This is a genomic window from Shuttleworthella satelles DSM 14600, from assembly GCF_000160115.1.
GTDB classification, from domain to species: domain Bacteria; phylum Bacillota; class Clostridia; order Lachnospirales; family Lachnospiraceae; genus Shuttleworthia; species Shuttleworthia satelles.
Genome location: NZ_GG665866.1, coordinates 1058548 through 1078233 on the forward strand (window position 1 = coordinate 1058548; position 19686 = coordinate 1078233).

The following is a 19686-nucleotide window of genomic DNA, read 5'->3' on the forward strand; positions in this document are numbered from 1 at the left end:
GCGCTTATGGATAGACAAGATATCGCTCTTTTGAGCCAGGAGACAATTGATAAGATTTCCGCGGGAGAGGTGATCGAGCGCCCGGCCTCCGTCGTCAAAGAGCTGACGGAAAATGCCATTGACGCCGGGGCGACGGCCATTTCGGTAGAGATCAAGGAGGGGGGCATTGACTATATTCGCGTCACGGATAACGGATGCGGCATCCCCAGGGAGCAGATTTCTCTGGCCTTCCTGCCCCATTCCACATCAAAAATCAGGTCGTCGGAAGACCTTTTAGCCATTCATTTGCTGGGCTTTCGAGGAGAGGCGCTCTCGTCAATCGCCGCGGTTTCCAGGGTAGAGCTGATCAGCAAGACTTCCGAGTCCCTGACCGGGTCCCGCTATGTCATTGAGGGGGCAAAAGAAATCTCACTGACAGAAATCGGAGCCCCGGACGGGACGACCTTTATTGTCAGGCAGCTCTTCTTCAATACGCCTGCCCGCCGCAAATTCCTAAGAACGGCCGCCACAGAGGGCAATTACATCTCCGACATCATGGAACGCCTCGCCCTGTCTCATCCCGGGATCTCATTTCGCTTTATCTCCAATGGGAAGCAGAAGATGGCGACGGCGGGAAAGGGAAGTCTTAAGGACGCAATCTATCAGATCTACGGAAGAAGCGTCGCAATGGACCTTCTTCCTGTCCGCTGTGAGAGAGAAACATATACCCTGGAGGGATTTATTGGCAAACCCTCTTTAACCAGAGGAAATCGCAGCTTCGAGAATTTTTTCATCAATGGCCGCTATGTGAGAAGTCAGCTCTTATCGAAAGCCCTAGAAGAGGGATACAAGGGTTATATGATGCAGCACCAGTACCCCTTCTGCGTCCTGGAGCTGACCTTCCCGGACGGAAGCGTGGATGTCAATGTCCACCCGACCAAGATGGAGGTTCGCTTCGACGACGCGGATGAAGTGTACGCCGGCCTTGCGTCCGCTGTTTCCCAGAGACTGCTTATGCGCGAAGACATCTCCAATATCCCCATTCAGAGCCAGAAGCCGGCCAGGACGCCGGCCCCGTCGGCAAAAGCGGCAGGGGCTGAGCCCTTCGAGCGGTCCCGTCTGGAAGAGATCCGCCGTCAGATTATGGATGATATCAAAAATGACTCTCCCTACGAGAAGCAGTATGATCGCCCGATCAGCGCAAGCCATACAGACGACGCGAGCCGTAAAGACAAGGGAATCCATGAAGATGATGTGAGCTGTAAAGATGACGGAACCTCAACAGGTCTCTCAGATCAAAAGAAAAGGAAGCTGAGGGAAGAGCCTTCGGGCCGGGAGATGAATCTTTCGGAGAGGGCCAAAAAGGGCTTTGGCGATTATACGCAGCCCAAATTTTTCAGCCAGGAGGCCAGAGAGAGCTTTACAATCGTGGGACAGGTCTTCGGCACTTATTGGATCATTCAGTATGCCGACAAAATGTATATCATCGATCAGCATGCTGCCCACGAAAAAGTCCTCTATGAGCGCACAATGGCTCAACTGAAGGACAAGGAGATGACCTCGCAGCTGCTCTCTCCCCCGATCATCGTCAGCCTCTCCCCCCTGGAGCAGGAGGCTTATGACAGGTGCTCCGATGCCTTTTACCGCATCGGATTTCGCCTGGAGCCCTTTGGAGGCAAGGAGTATGCCATCAAGGGGGGTCCGGGAAATCTCTTTCAGATCGATGCCAGGACGCTCTTTTTGGATATGATTGCCCAGGCCTGTGACTTCAAGGCGAACGCCTCCTCCGAGCTTGTCATGGAGAAGGTGGCCTCCATGTCCTGCAAGGCCGCTGTCAAGGGAAACAGTAAGCTCTCTCTTGCCGAGATCAAAGAGCTGATCGCAGAGCTTCTGACTCTGGAAAATCCCTATCACTGTCCCCATGGCCGCCCGACGATTATTTCCTTTAGTCACTATGATCTGGATCGCAAATTCAAGAGGATTGTCACATGAAGCCCTTGATTATTATCGCCGGCCCGACCGCGGTCGGAAAGAGCGCCCTCTCAATCAGAATAGCCAAAGAGGTCGGCGGAAGCATCATCTCCGCGGATTCCATGCAGGTATACCAGGGCATGGATATCGGCTCAGCCAAGATCAGAGAAGATGAGATGGAGGGGATCCCCCACTATCTGATCGACTGCGTCAAGCCGGATCAGCCCTGGAATGTCGTTATCTTTCAGGAGAGGGCCAAAAAGGCCATGGCAGAGATCTATGCCCGCGGCCGCATTCCGATGATCGTGGGGGGGACCGGATTTTACATTCAGGCGATCACCAGAGATATTGATTTCACCTCAATGCAAGAGGATGTGGAATTTCGACAGAGGATGGAAGCTCTGGCAGAGGAAGAGGGACCCGAATTCCTGCACGAAAAGTTAAGGGCCGTTGATCCTTCGGCGGCAGACCAGATCCATTTTAACAATGTAAAGCGTGTTGTGCGCGCCCTGGAATTCTATCATGTCAGCGGCCAGAGAATCTCTGACCACAACGCCCGGGAGAGGGAAAAGAAGAGCCCCTACAATCTGGCTTATTTTGTCTTAACGCAGGATCGAAAGACCCTCTATCAGCGCATTGACAAGCGGGTCGATCGCATGATGCAGGAGGGCTTATTAGACGAGGTGGCAGCTTTAAAGAGGGCCGGTTATCATCAGGGAATGGTCTCCATGCAGGGACTGGGTTACAAGGAGATCCTGGAATATCTGGATGGCAGGATCAGTCTGGATCAGGCGGTATATCAGATCAAGAGAGACAGCAGACATTTCGCCAAGCGCCAGCTGACCTGGTTTCGAAGGGAAAAAGACGTTGTCTGGCTGGATAAATCTGCCTTTGGCAATGATGAGGATCTCATCGTAAAAAGGGCTGTCGAGCTTTTGAAGAAGAGAGGAATTTATGGAGCAGATTGAAGAGATGTACCATAAGCTGGGCATCAGTCCAGCCGTCTGTCATTACGCGCACAGAGTTTTAGACGGCTTGAAAAGCCGTTTTGAGGAAATTGATCGGCTGACGGAATACAATCAAATGAAGGTGATCGCCGCCATGCAGAAGAACCGGGTCTCGGCAGACTGCTTCAACTCCTCCAGCGGCTACGGCTACGATGATTTGGGAAGAGAGACCCTGGAGAAGGTCTACGCGGATACATTCGGCGCGGAGGATGCTCTGGTCCGCCCTCAGATCACCTGCGGAACGCATGCTCTTGCCCTTGCCCTGATGTCTAATCTGCGCCCGGGAGACGAGCTCTTGTCTCCTGTCGGCAAGCCATACGACACCTTGGAAGAGGTGATCGGCATTCGGCCCGCAAGAGGCTCTCTCGCGGAGTATCAGATCAGCTACCGACAGGTGGACCTCCTGGAAAACGGCGATTTTGACTATGAGAGCATCCGCGCCGCAATCAACGAGAAGACCCGCCTGGTGACAATCCAGCGGTCCAAGGGATACCAGACCCGGCCGACCCTGTCCGTGGAGAAAATCGGACAGCTGGTCCGCTTTGTCAAGGAGATTAAGCCGTCTTTGATCGTCATGGTTGACAATTGCTACGGTGAATTCACGGAGACAATCGAGCCTCTGGATGTGGGCGCGGATATGATGGTCGGCTCCCTGATCAAAAACCCCGGCGGAGGTCTTGCACCGATCGGGGGCTATATTGCCGGAAGCAGGGCCTGTGTGGAAAACGCCGCGTATCGATTGACTTCCCCGGGGCTGGGCAAGGAGGTCGGCGCTTCCCTCGGGGTCATGAGGGACTTCTTCCAGGGCTTTTTTCTGGCGCCGACAGTGACAGGGGCGGCCATGAAGGGGGCAATCTTCGCGGCAAAGCTCTATGAGAGCCTGGGCTTTTCGGTGCTTCCCAATGGAACAGAGAAGAGGCATGATATTATCCAGGCGGTGACCTTCGGAAGACCGGAGGGCCTGATTGCCTTCTGCCAGGGCATCCAGGCGGCGGCCCCGGTGGATTCTTATGTGAAACCGGAGCCCTGGGATATGCCGGGCTATGATGATCCGGTCATTATGGCCGCGGGCGCGTTTGTCCAGGGATCCTCCATCGAGTTGTCTGCGGACGGGCCCCTGCGCCCCCCCTATACAGCCTTTTTTCAGGGAGGCCTGACCTGGCCTCACGCCAAGCTCGGAATCATGATGTCCCTGCAGAAAGTCTATGAGGCTAATCTTGTGACGGATAGTCAATTATGCTAATATGTTTTTGGCTGACCGATGATATCGCTCTTGTGCAAGACCAATGAGGCAGGCATGAGGAGCAGGAATCATTTTGACAATAGATACGCTGACAACGCGCCGGATCGGAAGTTGGATCGCTGTGGCTGCGCGGCCTTGACGGACGCGGAGCTGATTGCCATTCTTCTTCGGAGCGGGACAAGAGACTGCGATGTCTTAGCTATGGCTGAGGAGCTTCTTCGTCTGCGACAGCACTCGCTGGCTGATCTGGTCAATATCTCCAGGGATGAACTCATGCTTATCCCCGGTATCGGACCGGTCAAGGCAAGAGAATTGCAGTCTGTTTTCGAGTTGTCCAGGCGAATTGCCAGCAATACGAGGCGCAGGAAGTTAAAACTGACTGAGACCAAATCCATTGCAGGCTATTATATGGAACGGCTGCGACACGAAGACAGTGAACTTCTGGTTGCGGCCTATTTTAATGTGAGAGACGAGCTGGTATTTGAGTCTGTCATCAGCCTGGGGAGCAGTGACCGAACGGATTTTCCCATTCGCAAAATCTTCTCGCTGGCCCTGACGCATCAGGCCAGTCAGCTGGTGCTCCTGCACAATCACCCCAGCGGGGATCCCACCCCTTCGCAGGCCGACTATCTGGCCACGCAGGAGGCCAAGATGGCAGGGCAGTATCTTGAAATCGCCCTGCGGGATCACATTATCATCGGCGATCACCAGTATTACAGTTTCCGTCAGGGGGAACTGATCTAGGAGGAGGAGATCCTATGAGCAACGCATACGGTATTGATTTTGGAACGGGGAATCTCAAGATCTTTTCCAAGGCTTCCAACGACATCACCAATATCAAAGACACCATCGCTCTTGTGAATCGCAATCAGATGTATTCCTACGGCGATGCCGCCTATGCCATGTATGAGAAGGCGCCGGCCAATATTGAGGTTTCTTTTCCTATCATCAACGGAGTCATTGCCGACTTCGACAATATGCAGACCATGATCTATGCGGTCTTAGAGGCGGATCTAAAGGCCAATATCAAGAGAAGCGATATTGTGGTCGCTGTCCCGAATGATATCACTGAGGTGGAGAAGAAGGCCTTCTTTGATATTTTCGCCAAGGCCAAGGTCAGGCCGCATTCCATTCGAATCTGCGAGAAGCCCCTGGCTGACGCCATCGGCATGGGGGTGGACGTCAATGAGCCCAAGGGCGTCATGGTCGTCGATATGGGAGCCGATACGACGGAGATCTCAGTCGTATCTCTCGGCGGAATCGTAATCTCCGAGCTTCTTCCCATGGGAGGCAACCAGCTGGATGATTCTATCGTCACCTATATTCGCCGGCAGTTTAATCTGGTCATTGGCCGCAAGACCGCCAAGATGCTCAAGGAGGAGATCGGATCCGCCATCGAGGATGCCCAGGGAGCTCTGATGATTGTCGGAAGAGATGTGGTATCCGGACTTCCCATGGAGTTCGAGGTGGACGCAAAGATGGTCTATGAGGGAATGAGAGATGACCTGCAGAATCTGGCGACCGCGATCAAGCTGCTCTTGGAGAAGGTTCCGCCGGAGCTTGCCAAAGACATTGTTCACAGCGGCATTTACCTGACAGGCGGCGGATCCAATATTCGCTCTTTAGACTCCTTCATCAAGTCCATCACAAATATCCAAATGAACGTGGCCGAGCGGGGAGAGGAGACGGTTGTCATGGGACTGAGTTCCGTTGTGACAGATGCCCATTACTCCAGGTTCGGCTATGAGATGAAGTCAAGGAATATCAACTAGGGTTTATTCATGAAGAGACGCAGGCGCAACGCATTATCCGGTCGATTTATTTTTACAAGTCTCCTTTTCATCTGCGGCATTTTGCTCTTTGCGGGCTATTCAGCCAATTTCAACGGAGGCATCTTCACAAGAGCTGCCTCTGCGATCTTTTTGCCCATGCAAAGGGGGATTGACGCCATCGGCAGTCACATCTCGGTGAACACGGAAGAGGCTAAGTCGAGATCTGCCCTGATCCAGGAGAATCAAGAGCTCAGGAGTCAATTGGCGGATGCGCAGGATCAGGTCAGTCAGCTGCAGAGACAAAAGACCCAGCTCAAGGATTTGCAGGAGCTCTATCAGCTGGATCAATCCTACGGACAGTATCCGAAGACAGCCGCGCACGTGATTGCCAGGGATTCCTCCAATTGGTTCAATTCCTTTACAATCGACAAGGGGGCTGCCGATGGAATGAAGGTCAATATGAACGTGATGGCCGGCAAGGGACTGATCGGGATCATTACGGAGGTCGGCACGCATTACGCGATTGTCGACACGATTATCAATGACGCAAGCAGTGTCTCCGCCCAGATTTCCGATAAGGGTCAGAATCTGATCACTACCGGATCGCTCAAGGATATGACGGAGTCGAATGTCATCCGCATCAGTTCTCTGGAGGATCCGTCAGCCAGTGTGGCGGCAGGTGACGCTGTCGTCACCTCCAACATTTCAGACAAGTATCTGCCGGGTATTTTGATCGGCTATGTGACCAATCTGACCAATGATGCCAATAAACTCACCAGGTCCGGCAGTCTGACCCCGGCAGCGGACTTCAAGAAGCTGCGGGAGGTTTTAGTGATTACGCAGATCAAGGAGACCGGAGATCATGAATGAAACTCTCTATCAGGCGCGCCGTTTCCTTGTGACAGGGCTTATGATTTTCACATGTCTGCTTCTGCAGATGGGGGCTTTGCCTAAACTCAAGCTGGGAATTGTCATGCCGAACCTCATGGTGATTTTGACGTCGACCGCGGGCTTTATGCGCAGCCAGAAGCAGGGGATGCTCATGGGCTTTTTCTGCGGGATCGCCCTGGATTTGTTCTCCTCCCAGGTCTTTGGCTACTATGCCCTGATCTATCTTCTGATCGGCAGCTTAAACGGCCTCTTTCGCCATCTCTTTTTCGGGGATGACCTGAAGATGCCTCTGGCCATGATCGCGGCTTCTGACCTGCTCTATGGACTGATGATCTACATCAGCGCCTTCTTCCTTCACGGGAACAGAGAATTTCTGTTTTATCTTCTGAACATTATGATTCCGGAGGCTGTTTATACCGGGGTCATCTCGCTGATTCTTTATCCTCTGATTTATCGCATCTATCGCTGGATGCAGGAGGATAAGCAAAGGAGGCGCAGTCTTGGCTGATTTTTTCCAGAAAATTCGCGATCGGCTGGCCGGTTCCCGGCTGGAAATTCTGCTGACGCTGATGATGATATTCGCCGCGGTGCTTTTAGCCAGGCTTTTCTATCTGCAGATCATCCGAGGCGCTTACTATCAGAACAATTACAAGCTGCGTGTCGAGAAGACACAGTTAAAAGATGCCTCCCGGGGGAATATCTATGATCGCAACGGAAACCTCCTTGCCTATAACAAGCTGGCCTACGCCGTCACAATAGAAGATACAGCCTCCTACAAGAATGCCGCGGAGAAGAATCGGACGCTCAATGAAAAGCTGGCCGAAATTATTGAGAAATTAAAGGCAAACGGAGATCACATCAAGAATAATTTCAGCATCTTCATTGACGGGAGTGGAGAATACCAGTTTTCTGTGGAGGGAAGTGCCCTGCAGCGCTTCCGGGCCGATATCTACGGCCGATCCAATGTCAACGATCTGACCTACAATAAGAAGCTGGGTTACGACGAATCACAGGCGACCGCAAATCAGATTATGGATTACCTGATTCAAAAGCGCTTCTCCATTGACTTAAACCGCTATGACAAGGAGACGGCCTATGAAATCGCTATCCTGCGATTTGAGATGAGCCTTAACTCCTATCAGAAGTACATCGCGACAGAGATCGCCACCAATGTCTCTGACAAGACAGCCGCTTATATCAAGGAAAACGCCAAGTCCCTGCCCGGTGTTGACATCAAGGAAACGACGGTTCGCAATTACGCGGATGCGGAGGCTTTCTCATCAGTCATCGGTTATACAGGAACGATTTCCACGGAGGAATTTAATCGAAAATCCGCGGAGGATAAGACCGTCGCGATCACCGACCAGGTGGGAAAGGCCGGTCTGGAGCAGTCCATGGACGAACAGCTGACCGGAAAGAAGGGGACCAAGACGGTATACGTCGATAATGTCGGAACTCCTCTGCAGGTAGGGGCCTCAAAGGACCCGGTCGCGGGCAACGATGTCTATCTGTCCATTGATAAGGATCTTCAGGTCAAGACCTACAAGCTCTTAGAGCAGGAGGTCGCCGGCGTTATTCTGACCAAAATGAGCAACACCAAGAAGACCAGTACGGATCCGAACGCCGGCAATTATGCCGACAAAATTCTGCCCGTATATGACATCTATATTCAGCTGGTCAACAATCATATGATCGATGTGGACAAGCTCAATGCGGAGGGGGCCAGTGATCTGGAGCGGGCAGTCGCCGCTAAATTTGACGATCACCTGCGTCAGAGTCTGGACAGGCTCAAGAGCCAGCTGCAGAGCGATTCGGGGCTGGCCTACCGGTCGCTGGGGGATGAGGGACAGGACTACGCTACCTATATTGTCAAAAAGCTAAAGGCGGACGCTGTCTTTAACGCGGACAAGATCGACAATAAAGACCAGATGCAGCTGCGCTGGGCCAATCAGGATCTGTCGGTCAATGACTACCTCAAGTACGCACTGAAGAAGAACTGGATTGACATCAGCAAAATCCCCGGCTTATCCAAGTATCTGGATACGGACCAGGCTTATCAGGGCCTCATCGAGTACATTTTGGGAAATCTTCAGGCAGACCAGGACTTTGCCGCCCTGTCCAGAAGGTACACCATCTTAAATGATGAGGTCTCTCCCAATGCCCTCTGCGCGATTTTATATGACCAGGGAGTTCTGCCCAGGGATGACAGTACGAGGAACGCTCTGGCGTCCGGCAGTCTCTCCGCCTATGGATTCATTCAGAGCAAGCTTCGCAGTCTGGAGATCCGGCCCGGACAGCTGGGCCTCAATCTCTCCACTGCCTCCGCAGTTGTCACCGATCCCAGGACAGGAGAGATCCTCGCCTGCGTTTCCTATCCGGGATACGACTCCAATCAGCTTGCCAACGCGACAGACTCCTCCTACTACAAGAAGCTGACCCAGTCCTCCTCGCGTCCCCTTTTTAACTACGCGACCCAGCAGAAGACGGCGCCGGGTTCTACCTTTAAGCCGGTCACAACCGTCGCTGGTATTTCCGAGGGAGTCATTACCGCCTCGACAACCATACGGGATGAGGGAGTTTTCACCAAGGTCTCAAATCATCCCAAGTGCTGGTCCTATCCCGCCTTCACACATGGGACGCTCAATGCTCAGGAGGCCATTCGCCATTCCTGCAATTATTTCTTCTATGAAGTCGGCTATCGGCTGGCGTGCAAGAGCGGAGGAGCTTACAATGATGGTGCCGGGATCAATCTGATTCAGAAGTACGCGCAGATGTTTGCCCTGGACCAGAAGACCGGAGTGGAGATTCCGGAAGCGGAGTCTTCCATAGCAACGCAGTATCCGGTAATGGCGGCGATCGGGCAGTCGGACAACAACATGACAACTGTCGCTTTGGCACGCTACGCGACCGCTGTCACCAATAATGGCACGGTCTATCAGATGACCCTCCTGGATCATGTCTCCGACAGCAATGGGAACGTGATTCAGAAGTATAGCCCCACCGTCAAATCGCAAATCACAGAAGTCTCTTCCGACACCTGGAATTTTATCCATGTCGGGATGAGAGAGGTTGTGACCGACATGTCCACGATGCGAAATTTTTCGGTTCCGATCGCCGGCAAGACGGGTACGGCTCAGTCCTCGACAAGCACGGCGTCACACGGGCTTTTCATTGGATTTGCCCCCTATGACAATCCGACCGTCTGTCTGGCGGTGCGGATCCCCTACGCCTATGAGTCCTTCTACGCGGCGGATGTCTCCAGGGATATTATCGGCTGTTATCTGGGAGACGCCGCATCTAATGCGCTTGTCGGAACGGGAGCCATTCAGGCCGGAAGCAGCGGACACGGAGATTAAGAGGAGAGTTAAGGAGAATAAGATGAAGCAGACTGTCATAATCAAGAGCAGCAAATACGGAATGACCTTGTTTTTGGATGACCGGATTCCCTTTGAGGACCTGATACGCGATATCTGTCGCAAGTTCCATGACAGCAAATCCTTTTTTGGCGCCAGCTCCTTTGCCCTGGGCATTGAGGGGCGCAAGATGACAGCCAAAGAGATCCAGGTCGTCGTAGAGGCCATTGAGCTCAATTCAGAGATTCACATTTCCATGCTTCAGGAGACGGACCCTATGACTGACAAGCTCCTGGTCAAGTCTATGGAGGAAGCCAGATTATTAAATATTTACAGGAATGCCATGATTATCAACGGCAGCGTCCGCAGGGAAAAGAAGATTTCTTCCGACACCAGCGTCATTGTCCTGGGAGACCTGTCCGCCAGGGCGAGTATTCAGGCGGCCGGGAACGTCATTGTCATGGGAACCCTTTCGGGTCAGGTGACGGCGGGGTATCCGGATAATGATGACTGCTATATTGTCGCCAATCAGTTTGATAATCATGACCTGACCATTGGAAGCGTCAGCGGAAGCCCGGTGGAAGAGAAGAAGTGGTCCTTCCGCGCCAGAAAGAGCAAAAACCTGCCCAGGGCAGTCGCCGTGTTTGAGGGAGCTCTGATTATGGAGCCCCTTTCCAGCGGTCTTGTGCCCCAGTTGACCGGTCGTAAGCTCAAGGAAGAATAGGTATGTTCTCAAATTTTTTTCGAAATTATCGCTTTCGAGATTACAACTTTCGCCTCCTGATCTCGGTGGTCGCGCTGACCGTCATCGGAATCTTTGTCATCGCTTCCGCCAATCCGGATTTTTTTAGCAAGCAGCTCCTTGGTCTTGGCCTGGGTCTGCTTGTCATGCTGGTTATTTCTCTGGTCGACTATGATTTTCTCCTCAATTTTTCGCGGATCTACTATCTTTTGACCTGCCTTTCTCTTTTGGCCGTCTTCTTCTTTGGAAAGACGACGGGAGGAGCGACCCGGTGGATTCGCCTGAAGGGATTTCAATTCCAGCCCTCTGAGCTGGCTAAGGTTCTGCTTGTCCTCTACTTCGCCAAATATCTGTCCGATCACACCGAGGATATCAATGAGGGAAGAAGACTCTTCATCACCTGTCTTCTGGCAGCCGTCCCATTGATTCTGATCGTGAGAGAACCGGACTTGTCTACGACGATCGTCACCTTTTTGATCATCGTCTCCATGTTGTTTATCGCGGGTTTAAGTCGTAAAATAGTAGCGACAGCTCTTGGAGTCACAGTGCCTGCCATCACCTTACTGATCTTCTTTATCTATTGGAGAGGACCGGCCCTGGCGGCCAAGGCCGGATATCAGCTGAAGCGCATCCTGGCCTGGCTGCGTCCGAATGAGTTTCCGGAATCCTCCTATCAGCAGCAGAATTCAATCATGGCCATTGCCTCAGGTATTTTCTGGGGGAAGGGAATCAATAATACTGCTGTCGACTCCGTGAAGAATGGCAACTACATCTCAGAGCCGCAGACAGACTTTATCTTTGCGGTTGCGGGGGAAGAACTGGGCTTTGTCGGTTCTCTTGTCATTGTCGGTCTGCTCTTTTTCATTGTCTATCTCTGCTTTCAGACAGGCTCTAAGGCTAAGACCCTGTCGGGGAAGCTGATCTGTGTGGGAATCGGCTCTCTGATTGGCTTTCAGAGCTTTGTCAATATCTGTGTTGTATCGGGTCTGATGCCCAATACGGGTTTGCCCCTGCCCTTTGTTTCCTATGGCTTAACATCACTTGTCACTTTGTACTTTGGCATAGGTCTGGTTCTCAATGTCGGACTGCAATCAGGCCGTCGAAGAGGAGGTTTACGGTTTTGAATATCGGATTGATCGCCCATGACGCGAAGAAAAAACTGATGCAGAATTTCTGTATTGCCTACAGGGGGATCCTTACGCAGAATGAGCTCTATGCGACAGGGACGACCGGGAGACTGATTGAAGAGGTCACAAACCTGAATATCCATAAGTATCTGGCCGGCCACCTGGGCGGAGCACAGCAGCTGGGGGCTCAGATTGAGCAAAACGAGATGGATCTGGTCATTTTTCTTCGCGACCCCCTGACAGCGAAATCCAATGAACCGGACATCAATCCCATTGTTCGCGCTTGTGACGCCAATAATATTCCCCTGGCCACCAATCTGGCGACCGCTGAACTTCTGATTAAATCACTGGATCGAGGAGACCTTGAGTGGCGTGAAATGTACAGGTAAAAAATACATCCCGGTGAAAAAATATATCGCGGCCCTTCTTCTGGTCTGCCTCTTTGTTTTTGTCGCCTGCGGGGACAAAAAGCAGGCCTCTGACTATCGGATCACAGACACATCGACGGATTACGGTCTGACTGCCTCCCGACAGGAAGCCTGTAATCTGCTCTCCGCGGGGACAGTCATTCCCCGCTTAGACGATGTGAACACGGCGACCAATTCACAGGGTTCTGCTTTTCAATCCGCTCTGGTCATCAATGAGACCAGCGGACATGTCCTCTACAGCAAGCAGGCGAACCGCAAGGCCTATCCCGCGTCCATGACCAAGGTTCTGACCTTTCTGACGGCCATGCGCTGCGGTCAGCTGTCAGATACGCTGACAGTGTCAGAGAATGCCCTGCGTGTCATGGAAGGGTCTACGATGGCCGGTCTTCGGGCCGGAGATCAGATTAGTCTGCAGGAGGCCCTCTACGCTATGATCCTTCCCTCCGGGAACGACGCGGCCATCACGATCGCCGAGGGACTGGGCGGGTCGACGGAGCATTTTGCGGAAGAGATGAATGAGACGGCCGCCTCTATCGGGGCGACGCACACGCACTATGTGACGGTCAACGGTCTTCATGATGACAATCACTACACGACCGCAAATGACATGTATCTGATCTTCCATGAGGCTTTAAAATATCCTATTTTTCGCGATATCATCTCTTCCAAAACTCATACGGGGAGCTTTCAGTCCTCCGGAGGCCTGAAGAGGACTCTGACCTGGAAGAATACCAATCGCTATCTGCAGGGCAGTATTCAGTCCCCATCCGATATGACGGTTGTCGGCGGCAAGACCGGAACCACGGATCAGGCAGGAGCCTGTCTGGTTTTGCTCTCAAAAAATGCCAGGGGAGAGGAGATCATCAGCATTATTTTCAAGGCTGACAATCACGCGGCCCTCTATAAGCAGATGAATCATCTCCTGGAGGTCTACGGTCAGAACCGCTAAGAAATCCGGAACCGCAAGGAAATCAAGAACCGCAAGGAAATCCAGAATCGCCAGGATATCCTGCAGAAATAAGCCGGAGAAATTCCGACGTAAATTCGAGGACAGGACAGGCCGGAAAATTTCAAGACGCATTGTACTTTGGCAGGCCATATACTATAATTTTTTCAGGGTAATACAGATCATTGATATGTATTGGAGGGGTGAATATGGTAGAAATCATTGCAGGAGTCAAGGGTACCGGGAAGACGAGACGCATGCTGGATTCTGCGGAAGAAGATGTTCGCAGTGCCGATGGGCTGGTCGTCTATATCGATAAGAGTGATCAGAGGATGTTGGAACTCAACTCCAAGATCCGCATGATCGATATGAGTCGTTACCCGGTTTCCAATTTAGACGGTTTTGTCGGTTTTCTCTGCGGAAGCCTGTCACAGAACCGGGACATACAGAAGATCTATCTGGATTCTTTTCTGGCCATCGCCCATATCACGGCAGAAGAGGATATCAGCAGGGCTGTTCATTTTCTGGAGCGTGCTTCTGACAAGTTCGACGTCGACTTCATTGTGAGTATTTCAAAGAATCCGGCCGAACTTCCCGGGGACGTGTCTGATCTCGTCTCTGATTGAAATGATTTTGAATGATACAGGAAGCGGGGGTGGCGGATGCGACCTCCGCTTTCCATATAGTAAGGCAGACAGAAAAAATGGCCAAAGTCACACGCTTTCATCGAAATTTACAAATGAATATCGGGTTGATCGTAGGCGTCATCCTTGTTATTTACGTTCTCTTTCATCTTTTCAGCTATGTCACCAAGAAGCATGTGGCAATCTATCAGGTCAACAGCGGAACAATCTCTACCAGCAAGCACTATGAGGCACTGGCGCTCAGGAGCGAGTCCCTGGTCCAGGCGGAGGCGGACGGTCAGATATACCACTTCAAGGCCAACGAAGCTCAGGTCGGCAGTGATTCAATCGTCTATTCTCTGGATCAAAGCGGAGAGATCCAGCAGCTTTTCACACAGGCGCAGCTGAATACTTCCGCGCTCAATGAGACAGAGCAGAGACAAATCGTCAATTCTCTGAGCGACTATGTCAGGACCAAAGATGACAACCGATTCTACAAGGTCTATGATTTCAAGAATCAACTGGAGGCAAATCTCTATGATTCGCTTCAGCAGACCGTCTTCGAGACCTACAAGTCACAGATCAATGAGGCGAAGCAGAGAAATACCTTTCATACGTATCAGGCTCCCTCTCCGGGGCTTTTGGTCTATGCCACAGATGGCGACGAGGGACTGAACCTTGACAACTTCACGCGTGAGTCCTTCGATACATCCAAGTTAGACTACAAGGATCTGAAAAATGTTTCCTCCGTCAAGGCAGGAGATCCTGTCTACAAACTGATCAGCTCAGAGCAGTGGAAGATGCTTGTCGAGGTCGACGATGAGATGGCCTCTCAGATCACTTCATCCTCCAATGTCCAGCTGGTTTTTGACAAGGATCAGCGGTCTGCCTGGGCCGCCGCTTCTGTCATCGAGAAATACGGGAGGAAGTACCTGGTCCTCTCCTTAGATGACTCCATGGAGCGCTATGCGGACCTGCGCTTTGTCGGAGTGACGCTCAATCTGGACCGGGCTTCCGGACTGAAAATTCCCCTTTCCGCGATCACTAAGCAATCCTTCTATAAGATTCCCAAGAGCTATTTTTTCAAGGGAGGCAACAGCAACGATCTTGGCCTGCTCCGCAAGAAGGGCAACGGCAGTGAATTCATTGTCCCGACGATTTTCGCCGAGGATGAGGAGGATTACTTCATCAACGCGGATCAGCTGAAAGAAAGCGATATCCTGATCAAACAGAACAGCAGCGAGAGCTGGCAGGTCAACAGCAAGTCTGAGGAGCTGACCGGAGTCTATCAGGTCAACAAGGGATTCGCGGAATTTAAGCCCATTGAAGTCCAGTTCCAGAACAAGGAGTTTGCCGTTGTCTCATCGACGACTTCTTACGGACTGGTTCTCTACGACCGTATTGCCCTTAACAGCAGTCAGGTCAAGGAAGGGGACATGGTGCAGTAGCCAAAGAGAAGAGGAGGCAAAATGCTTGCAGAAAATTTAAAGACCGTCCGGGAAAATATCACAGAGGCCTGCAGGAGGGCCAACAGAGATCCGTCAGAGGTAACCCTGGTCGCCGTATCAAAGACCAAGCCGGAAGCAGATATTCAGGAGATTTACGGGCAGGGCGTCCGTGATTTCGGCGAGAACTACGTGCAGGAGCTGGTCGAGAAAATTGATCATCTGCCCGGGGATATCCGCTGGCATATGATTGGGCATTTGCAGCGCAACAAGGTGAAGTACCTGGCGCGAAGGGCTGACTCCATCGCCTTGATTCACTCCGTTGACACCTACCGTCTGGCTGAGGAAATCAATATCCAGGCCAAGAAGAACAAGAGAATCATCGATATTCTGGTAGAGGTCAATATTGCCGATGAGGACTCCAAATTCGGGATCAGCAGGGAGGACGCTCTGTCTTTGATCCAGGATATCGCCGGTCTTGACGGCATACATATCAGAGGACTGATGACATCCGCGCCAAATGTCAAAAACGCTGAGGAGAATCGGGCTTACTTCCGGTCGATCAAAGCCCTTGCGGTTGACATCAATTCTCGAAACATTGATAATGTGGAAATGGACATTCTATCTATGGGAATGACCAATGATTATCAGATTGCCATAGAAGAGGGTTCCACCATGGTAAGGGTGGGAACCGCGATTTTCGGAGCAAGAGACTATCACAGGAAGTCATGAGGATATGACCTGTGAGCACGCGATCATTTGAAGTGCTGCAGGCGTGATTTGGGAATGATTCATAATGATGAATAAGAGGTGAAAGATGGGCTTTTTCGATAAGATGTTAGACGCCATGAAATTATCGGATGAAGATGACGAGTACTACGATGATGACATCTATGAAGAGGATGAGAAAAGATCTGCCTCATCCTCCCGCCGCAAGAATTCCGCAAATGACGCTCCTGCCTCTGAGGAGAGCAGCAGGTCTGTGGCCGCGCATTCATCCAAAATTACGCCCATGCGGTCTGCCAGGCGGGGCAGCGTCTCAGGAATGGAAGTCTGCGTGATTAAACCGGCTGTTTTTGAGGATTCCAAAGAAGTCATCGATACGATTCTATCTGAAAAACCGGTGATCATGAATATGGAGGGACTGGATCTCTCCCTGGCCCAGCGGGTCATCGATGTTGTCAGCGGAGCCTGTCTCGCGCTGAACGGAACTCTGCAGAAGGTTTCTTCTTATATCTTTATTGTAACTCCGGCTTCTGTCGACATCTCCGGCGACCTGCAGGGGATCATGGATTCCTTCGACATTTCCGGGATTCAGACAGGATTTTAAGTGATTGTTAATTTTGGGCGCCTTGAACATTGCTTCAGGGTGCTTTTTTGGAGTAAGCATGCATTATCATCGTCTTCCTGTCTCATATGAGGACAGACATTCCTATGATATTCTAATTGAAGATTCCTTCAGTGCGCTTAAGGCGGAAATTCAAAGACTGCCGAGTTACTATCAGAGGGTCTGCATTGTCACTGACTCAAATGTTTCCCAATTCTATCTGGATCAGCTGAGGCAGGAGCTTCAGGGGATCTTTCAGCAAATCGTCGTCCATATTCTTCCCGCGGGTGAGACAAGCAAAAATCTCGCATGCGCGGAAGCTGTTTATGAACAGATGATAGAGGCCCGTTTTGATCGCCACGACCTTCTGATTGCTCTTGGGGGAGGAGTCGTCGGAGATCTGACCGGTTTTGTCGCCGCGACTTATATGCGGGGGATTGACTACATACAGATCCCGACCAGTCTTCTGGCTCAGGTCGATTCCTCTGTCGGAGGCAAAACGGGGATTGATTTTCGAGCCTATAAGAATATGGTCGGAGCCTTTAAGATGCCTGTCCTGGTCTATATGAATATCAGCTGTCTTAAGACGCTTGATCCCCTTCAGTTTACCTGTGGAATGGGAGAGGTGATCAAATACGGCTTTATTCAGGACAAGGGTTTCTATCGGTGGCTTCAGACCAACGTCAAGCGTATTATGAGTCGGGATCTTCCAGCTCTGGCTCAAATGGTCTATACCTCCGCGGATATCAAGAGAAGAATCTGTCAACTGGATCCGAGAGAAGAGGGGATCCGGTCCCATCTTAATTTCGGACATACCATCGGTCATGCTGTAGAGAAGCTTTCCTCTTTTCGGCTCTATCACGGACAATGTGTTTCGATCGGGTCTGCCGCGGCTCTTTATCTGTCCCATAAGCTGGGGAAAATAAGCACTGCGGATCTCAAAGAGGGGATTCAGACTCTGACAGACTTCGGATTGCCTGTATCTGTTGATCCGGGGGACTTTCCGCAGATGACGACAGACAATATTCTGCTCGCCTCAAAGTCCGACAAAAAAATGCAGGGAGACCGAATCCGCTTTGTCATCCTGGACGCGATCGGACAGGCAGATACCTATCTGGATTTTGTCGATGATGATCTGCGAGAGGCGATTGACTTTATTCGCGCGTGATGAGAGTAGACGTGATGGGAGTAGATATGGCGCATTCCGACAGGACAATAAATTCCATAATCTGGCGGCTGACCGGAGGCCTTTTTATTATTCTTCTCGTCGTCTTCGATCACTGGACCAAAGGACTGGCGCTTGTTAGACTTAGATCAGGAGATCTCGATTTGATCCCGGGAATACTGAAATTGCACTATTTGCAAAATACCGGCGCAGCCTTCTCCATCCTGGAGGGACAGCAGAGCTTTTTTCTGCTTCTGACGCCGCTTTTGATTCTGTGCATTGTTGTTTTTGCTCTGACGACACCGCCTTCAAAAAAATTTTTGCCCTTACATATCACCTATTGTTTTCTGATTTCCGGAGCTGTTGGTAACTTCATTGATCGTGTTGTTCAGGGCTATGTTACAGACTTCATTTATTTCTATCTGATCGATTTTCCTGTCTTTAATGTGGCGGATATCTATGTGACGATATCAATGATCGCCCTGATCCTCCTGGTTCTTTTTGCCTATCGGGATGAGGAGCTGGAAGAGATTCTTCCCTGGAAGAGATGGGGCTTAAAACGGAAAAAATAAAGACACAAGGGATGGTGGAATAGAAACAGGGGATTGCCAACTGGCAATTTGCGGATCAACCGGCAATGTCATTGACAGATATTCGCAGATCAACCGGCAATGCTATTGATAGATGTGGGATGAAACATGCAGGAATTCAAACTAAACTGCACAGGAGAAGAAAGTGGACTGCGAATTGACCGCTACCTGGCGGATCATCTGGACGGACAGTCCAGAAACAGTATCCAGAAATTGATCGAAGAGGGGCTTGTTTTGGTCAACGGAAACGCCTGCAGAGCCAGCTACAAGCTGCAGGAGAAAGACCAGATCTTTGTTTCCGTTCCAGACGCTGTTTTGACGGAACTTCGGCCGGAGAGGATTCCCCTGGATATTCTCTATGAGGACGATCAGCTCCTGATTGTCAATAAGCCCAAGGAAATGGTGGTGCACCCTGCTCCCGGACACAATACGGGAACCCTGGTCAACGCCATTATGTACCACTGCGGAAAAGAGCTCTCCGGAATCAACGGAGAAATCCGCCCGGGGATTGTTCACCGGATTGACATGAATACGACCGGCTCTCTGATTGTATGTAAAACAGACGCCGCCCATCGCTTCATCGCGAGCCAAATCAAAGAACACTCGGTTCATCGCGTCTATCGCGCGATTGTATACGGACATCTCAATCCGACAGAGGGAACCATTCGTACAAGCATAGGCAGGGATCCCAGGGATCGGAAGAAAATGTCTGTCGGCGTGAAAAACGGACGGCAGGCTATAACGCATTACCGTGAACTGGCCCGCCTCAGGAACAATTTCTCTTATGTAGAATTTGAGCTTGAGACGGGACGGACCCATCAGATTCGTGTCCACATGGCCTCTATTGGCCATCCGATTCTCGGCGACCAGGTCTACGGGCCTAAGAAAAGCCCCTATCACCTGGACGGACAGACCCTGCACGCCATGACGATCGGATTTGTACATCCGACAAGCAAAAGGTACGTGGAATTCACAGCTCCCCTGCCGGAATATTTTCAACATCTCCTGGCGATCCTGGGAGAAGAATGACCGATTTAAAAGAAGAGGACCGGAGTGAAAAGAAGATGGCCGATATCA

19 protein-coding genes are annotated in these 19686 nt (G+C 51.4%); all 19 read left to right on the forward strand.

What is annotated here, in order from left to right; translation table 11 throughout:
• Positions 1-6: 6 nt before the first annotated feature.
• The 19 genes from mutL to GCWU000342_RS04825 all read left to right on the forward strand — a co-directional run bounded on the left by mutL (position 7) and on the right by GCWU000342_RS04825 (position 19638).
• Positions 7-1971 (forward strand): DNA mismatch repair endonuclease MutL, encoded by a 1965-nt coding sequence (mutL, locus tag GCWU000342_RS04735; protein ID WP_006906153.1) that lies wholly within the window; start codon positions 7-9, stop codon positions 1969-1971.
• The gene (gene miaA, locus GCWU000342_RS04740; RefSeq protein WP_006906154.1) at positions 1968-2918 is read left to right on the forward strand and encodes a tRNA (adenosine(37)-N6)-dimethylallyltransferase MiaA; all 951 of its coding nucleotides are present in this window, start codon (positions 1968-1970) and stop codon (positions 2916-2918) included. The genes mutL and miaA overlap by 4 nt, the downstream gene beginning before the upstream one ends.
• On the forward strand, positions 2905-4200 hold the full coding sequence (locus GCWU000342_RS04745; protein WP_006906155.1) for a methionine gamma-lyase family protein: 1296 nt from the start codon (positions 2905-2907) through the stop codon (positions 4198-4200). Before miaA ends, GCWU000342_RS04745 begins: the two co-directional genes overlap by 14 nt.
• 54 nt (positions 4201-4254) lie before the next feature.
• Positions 4255-4944: a RadC family protein gene (radC, locus tag GCWU000342_RS04750; protein WP_044958814.1), complete on the forward strand. Its 690-nt coding sequence runs from the start codon at positions 4255-4257 to the stop codon at positions 4942-4944.
• 14 nt (positions 4945-4958) lie between these two features.
• Complete coding sequence (mreB, locus tag GCWU000342_RS04755; protein WP_006906157.1) at positions 4959-5972, forward strand: rod shape-determining protein; 1014 nt, start codon at positions 4959-4961, stop codon at positions 5970-5972.
• A 9-nt stretch (positions 5973-5981) separates the two neighbouring features.
• On the forward strand, positions 5982-6842 hold the full coding sequence (gene mreC / locus GCWU000342_RS04760; RefSeq protein WP_006906158.1) for a rod shape-determining protein MreC: 861 nt from the start codon (positions 5982-5984) through the stop codon (positions 6840-6842).
• Entirely contained in the window at positions 6835-7371 is a 537-nt protein-coding gene (gene mreD, locus GCWU000342_RS04765) for a rod shape-determining protein MreD (RefSeq protein ID WP_006906159.1), read from the forward strand. The genes mreC and mreD overlap by 8 nt, the downstream gene beginning before the upstream one ends.
• On the forward strand, positions 7364-10219 hold the full coding sequence (locus GCWU000342_RS04770) for a penicillin-binding transpeptidase domain-containing protein (RefSeq protein WP_006906160.1): 2856 nt from the start codon (positions 7364-7366) through the stop codon (positions 10217-10219). The genes mreD and GCWU000342_RS04770 overlap by 8 nt, the downstream gene beginning before the upstream one ends.
• A 22-nt stretch (positions 10220-10241) precedes the next feature.
• A complete protein-coding gene (locus tag GCWU000342_RS04775) occupies positions 10242-10940 on the forward strand; it encodes a septum site-determining protein MinC (RefSeq protein WP_044958809.1) in 699 nt (232 codons plus the stop codon).
• A gap of 2 nt (positions 10941-10942) precedes the next feature.
• Positions 10943-12082: an FtsW/RodA/SpoVE family cell cycle protein gene (locus tag GCWU000342_RS04780; protein WP_006906162.1), complete on the forward strand. Its 1140-nt coding sequence runs from the start codon at positions 10943-10945 to the stop codon at positions 12080-12082.
• Entirely contained in the window at positions 12079-12474 is a 396-nt protein-coding gene (locus GCWU000342_RS04785) for a methylglyoxal synthase (RefSeq protein ID WP_006906163.1), read from the forward strand. The genes GCWU000342_RS04780 and GCWU000342_RS04785 overlap by 4 nt, the downstream gene beginning before the upstream one ends.
• Positions 12458-13462, forward strand: a complete 1005-nt coding sequence (locus tag GCWU000342_RS04790) for a D-alanyl-D-alanine carboxypeptidase family protein (protein WP_006906164.1) — start codon at positions 12458-12460, stop codon at positions 13460-13462. Before GCWU000342_RS04785 ends, GCWU000342_RS04790 begins: the two co-directional genes overlap by 17 nt.
• 206 nt (positions 13463-13668) lie before the next feature.
• The gene (locus tag GCWU000342_RS04795; RefSeq protein ID WP_006906166.1) at positions 13669-14085 is read left to right on the forward strand and encodes a hypothetical protein; all 417 of its coding nucleotides are present in this window, start codon (positions 13669-13671) and stop codon (positions 14083-14085) included.
• Between the two features lie 77 nt (positions 14086-14162).
• Positions 14163-15530 carry an HlyD family efflux transporter periplasmic adaptor subunit gene (locus GCWU000342_RS04800; RefSeq protein ID WP_156784483.1) on the forward strand — a complete coding sequence of 456 codons (1368 nt, stop codon included), beginning with the start codon at positions 14163-14165 and terminating at the stop codon, positions 15528-15530.
• A 21-nt stretch (positions 15531-15551) separates the two neighbouring features.
• Complete coding sequence (locus GCWU000342_RS04805) at positions 15552-16259, forward strand: YggS family pyridoxal phosphate-dependent enzyme (protein ID WP_006906168.1); 708 nt, start codon at positions 15552-15554, stop codon at positions 16257-16259.
• A gap of 85 nt (positions 16260-16344) precedes the next feature.
• Positions 16345-16857, forward strand: a complete 513-nt coding sequence (locus GCWU000342_RS04810; protein WP_006906169.1) for a cell division protein SepF — start codon at positions 16345-16347, stop codon at positions 16855-16857.
• Between the two features lie 58 nt (positions 16858-16915).
• Positions 16916-18022 carry a 3-dehydroquinate synthase gene (gene aroB, locus GCWU000342_RS04815; RefSeq protein ID WP_006906170.1) on the forward strand — a complete coding sequence of 369 codons (1107 nt, stop codon included), beginning with the start codon at positions 16916-16918 and terminating at the stop codon, positions 18020-18022.
• A gap of 14 nt (positions 18023-18036) precedes the next feature.
• On the forward strand, positions 18037-18591 hold the full coding sequence (gene lspA / locus GCWU000342_RS04820) for a signal peptidase II (RefSeq protein WP_242649992.1): 555 nt from the start codon (positions 18037-18039) through the stop codon (positions 18589-18591).
• A gap of 126 nt (positions 18592-18717) precedes the next feature.
• On the forward strand, positions 18718-19638 hold the full coding sequence (locus GCWU000342_RS04825) for an RluA family pseudouridine synthase (RefSeq protein ID WP_006906172.1): 921 nt from the start codon (positions 18718-18720) through the stop codon (positions 19636-19638).
• Positions 19639-19686 lie beyond the last annotated feature (48 nt).

Coding starts and splice junctions, on each gene's coding strand:
- GCWU000342_RS04775 (WP_044958809.1), top strand. CDS start 10,242: ATGAAGCAGACTGTCATAATCAAGAGCAGCAAATACGGAATGACCTTG.
- mreD (WP_006906159.1), top strand. CDS start 6,835: ATGAATGAAACTCTCTATCAGGCGCGCCGTTTCCTTGTGACAGGGCTT.
- mreB (WP_006906157.1), top strand. CDS start 4,959: ATGAGCAACGCATACGGTATTGATTTTGGAACGGGGAATCTCAAGATC.
- miaA (WP_006906154.1), top strand. CDS start 1,968: ATGAAGCCCTTGATTATTATCGCCGGCCCGACCGCGGTCGGAAAGAGC.
- radC (WP_044958814.1), top strand. CDS start 4,255: ATGAGGAGCAGGAATCATTTTGACAATAGATACGCTGACAACGCGCCG.
- GCWU000342_RS04825 (WP_006906172.1), top strand. CDS start 18,718: ATGCAGGAATTCAAACTAAACTGCACAGGAGAAGAAAGTGGACTGCGA.
- aroB (WP_006906170.1), top strand. CDS start 16,916: ATGCATTATCATCGTCTTCCTGTCTCATATGAGGACAGACATTCCTAT.
- mutL (WP_006906153.1), top strand. CDS start 7: ATGGATAGACAAGATATCGCTCTTTTGAGCCAGGAGACAATTGATAAG.
- mreC (WP_006906158.1), top strand. CDS start 5,982: ATGAAGAGACGCAGGCGCAACGCATTATCCGGTCGATTTATTTTTACA.
- GCWU000342_RS04795 (WP_006906166.1), top strand. CDS start 13,669: ATGGTAGAAATCATTGCAGGAGTCAAGGGTACCGGGAAGACGAGACGC.
- GCWU000342_RS04810 (WP_006906169.1), top strand. CDS start 16,345: ATGGGCTTTTTCGATAAGATGTTAGACGCCATGAAATTATCGGATGAA.
- GCWU000342_RS04800 (WP_156784483.1), top strand. CDS start 14,163: ATGGCCAAAGTCACACGCTTTCATCGAAATTTACAAATGAATATCGGG.
- GCWU000342_RS04780 (WP_006906162.1), top strand. CDS start 10,943: ATGTTCTCAAATTTTTTTCGAAATTATCGCTTTCGAGATTACAACTTT.
- GCWU000342_RS04745 (WP_006906155.1), top strand. CDS start 2,905: ATGGAGCAGATTGAAGAGATGTACCATAAGCTGGGCATCAGTCCAGCC.
- GCWU000342_RS04805 (WP_006906168.1), top strand. CDS start 15,552: ATGCTTGCAGAAAATTTAAAGACCGTCCGGGAAAATATCACAGAGGCC.
- lspA (WP_242649992.1), top strand. CDS start 18,037: ATGGGAGTAGATATGGCGCATTCCGACAGGACAATAAATTCCATAATC.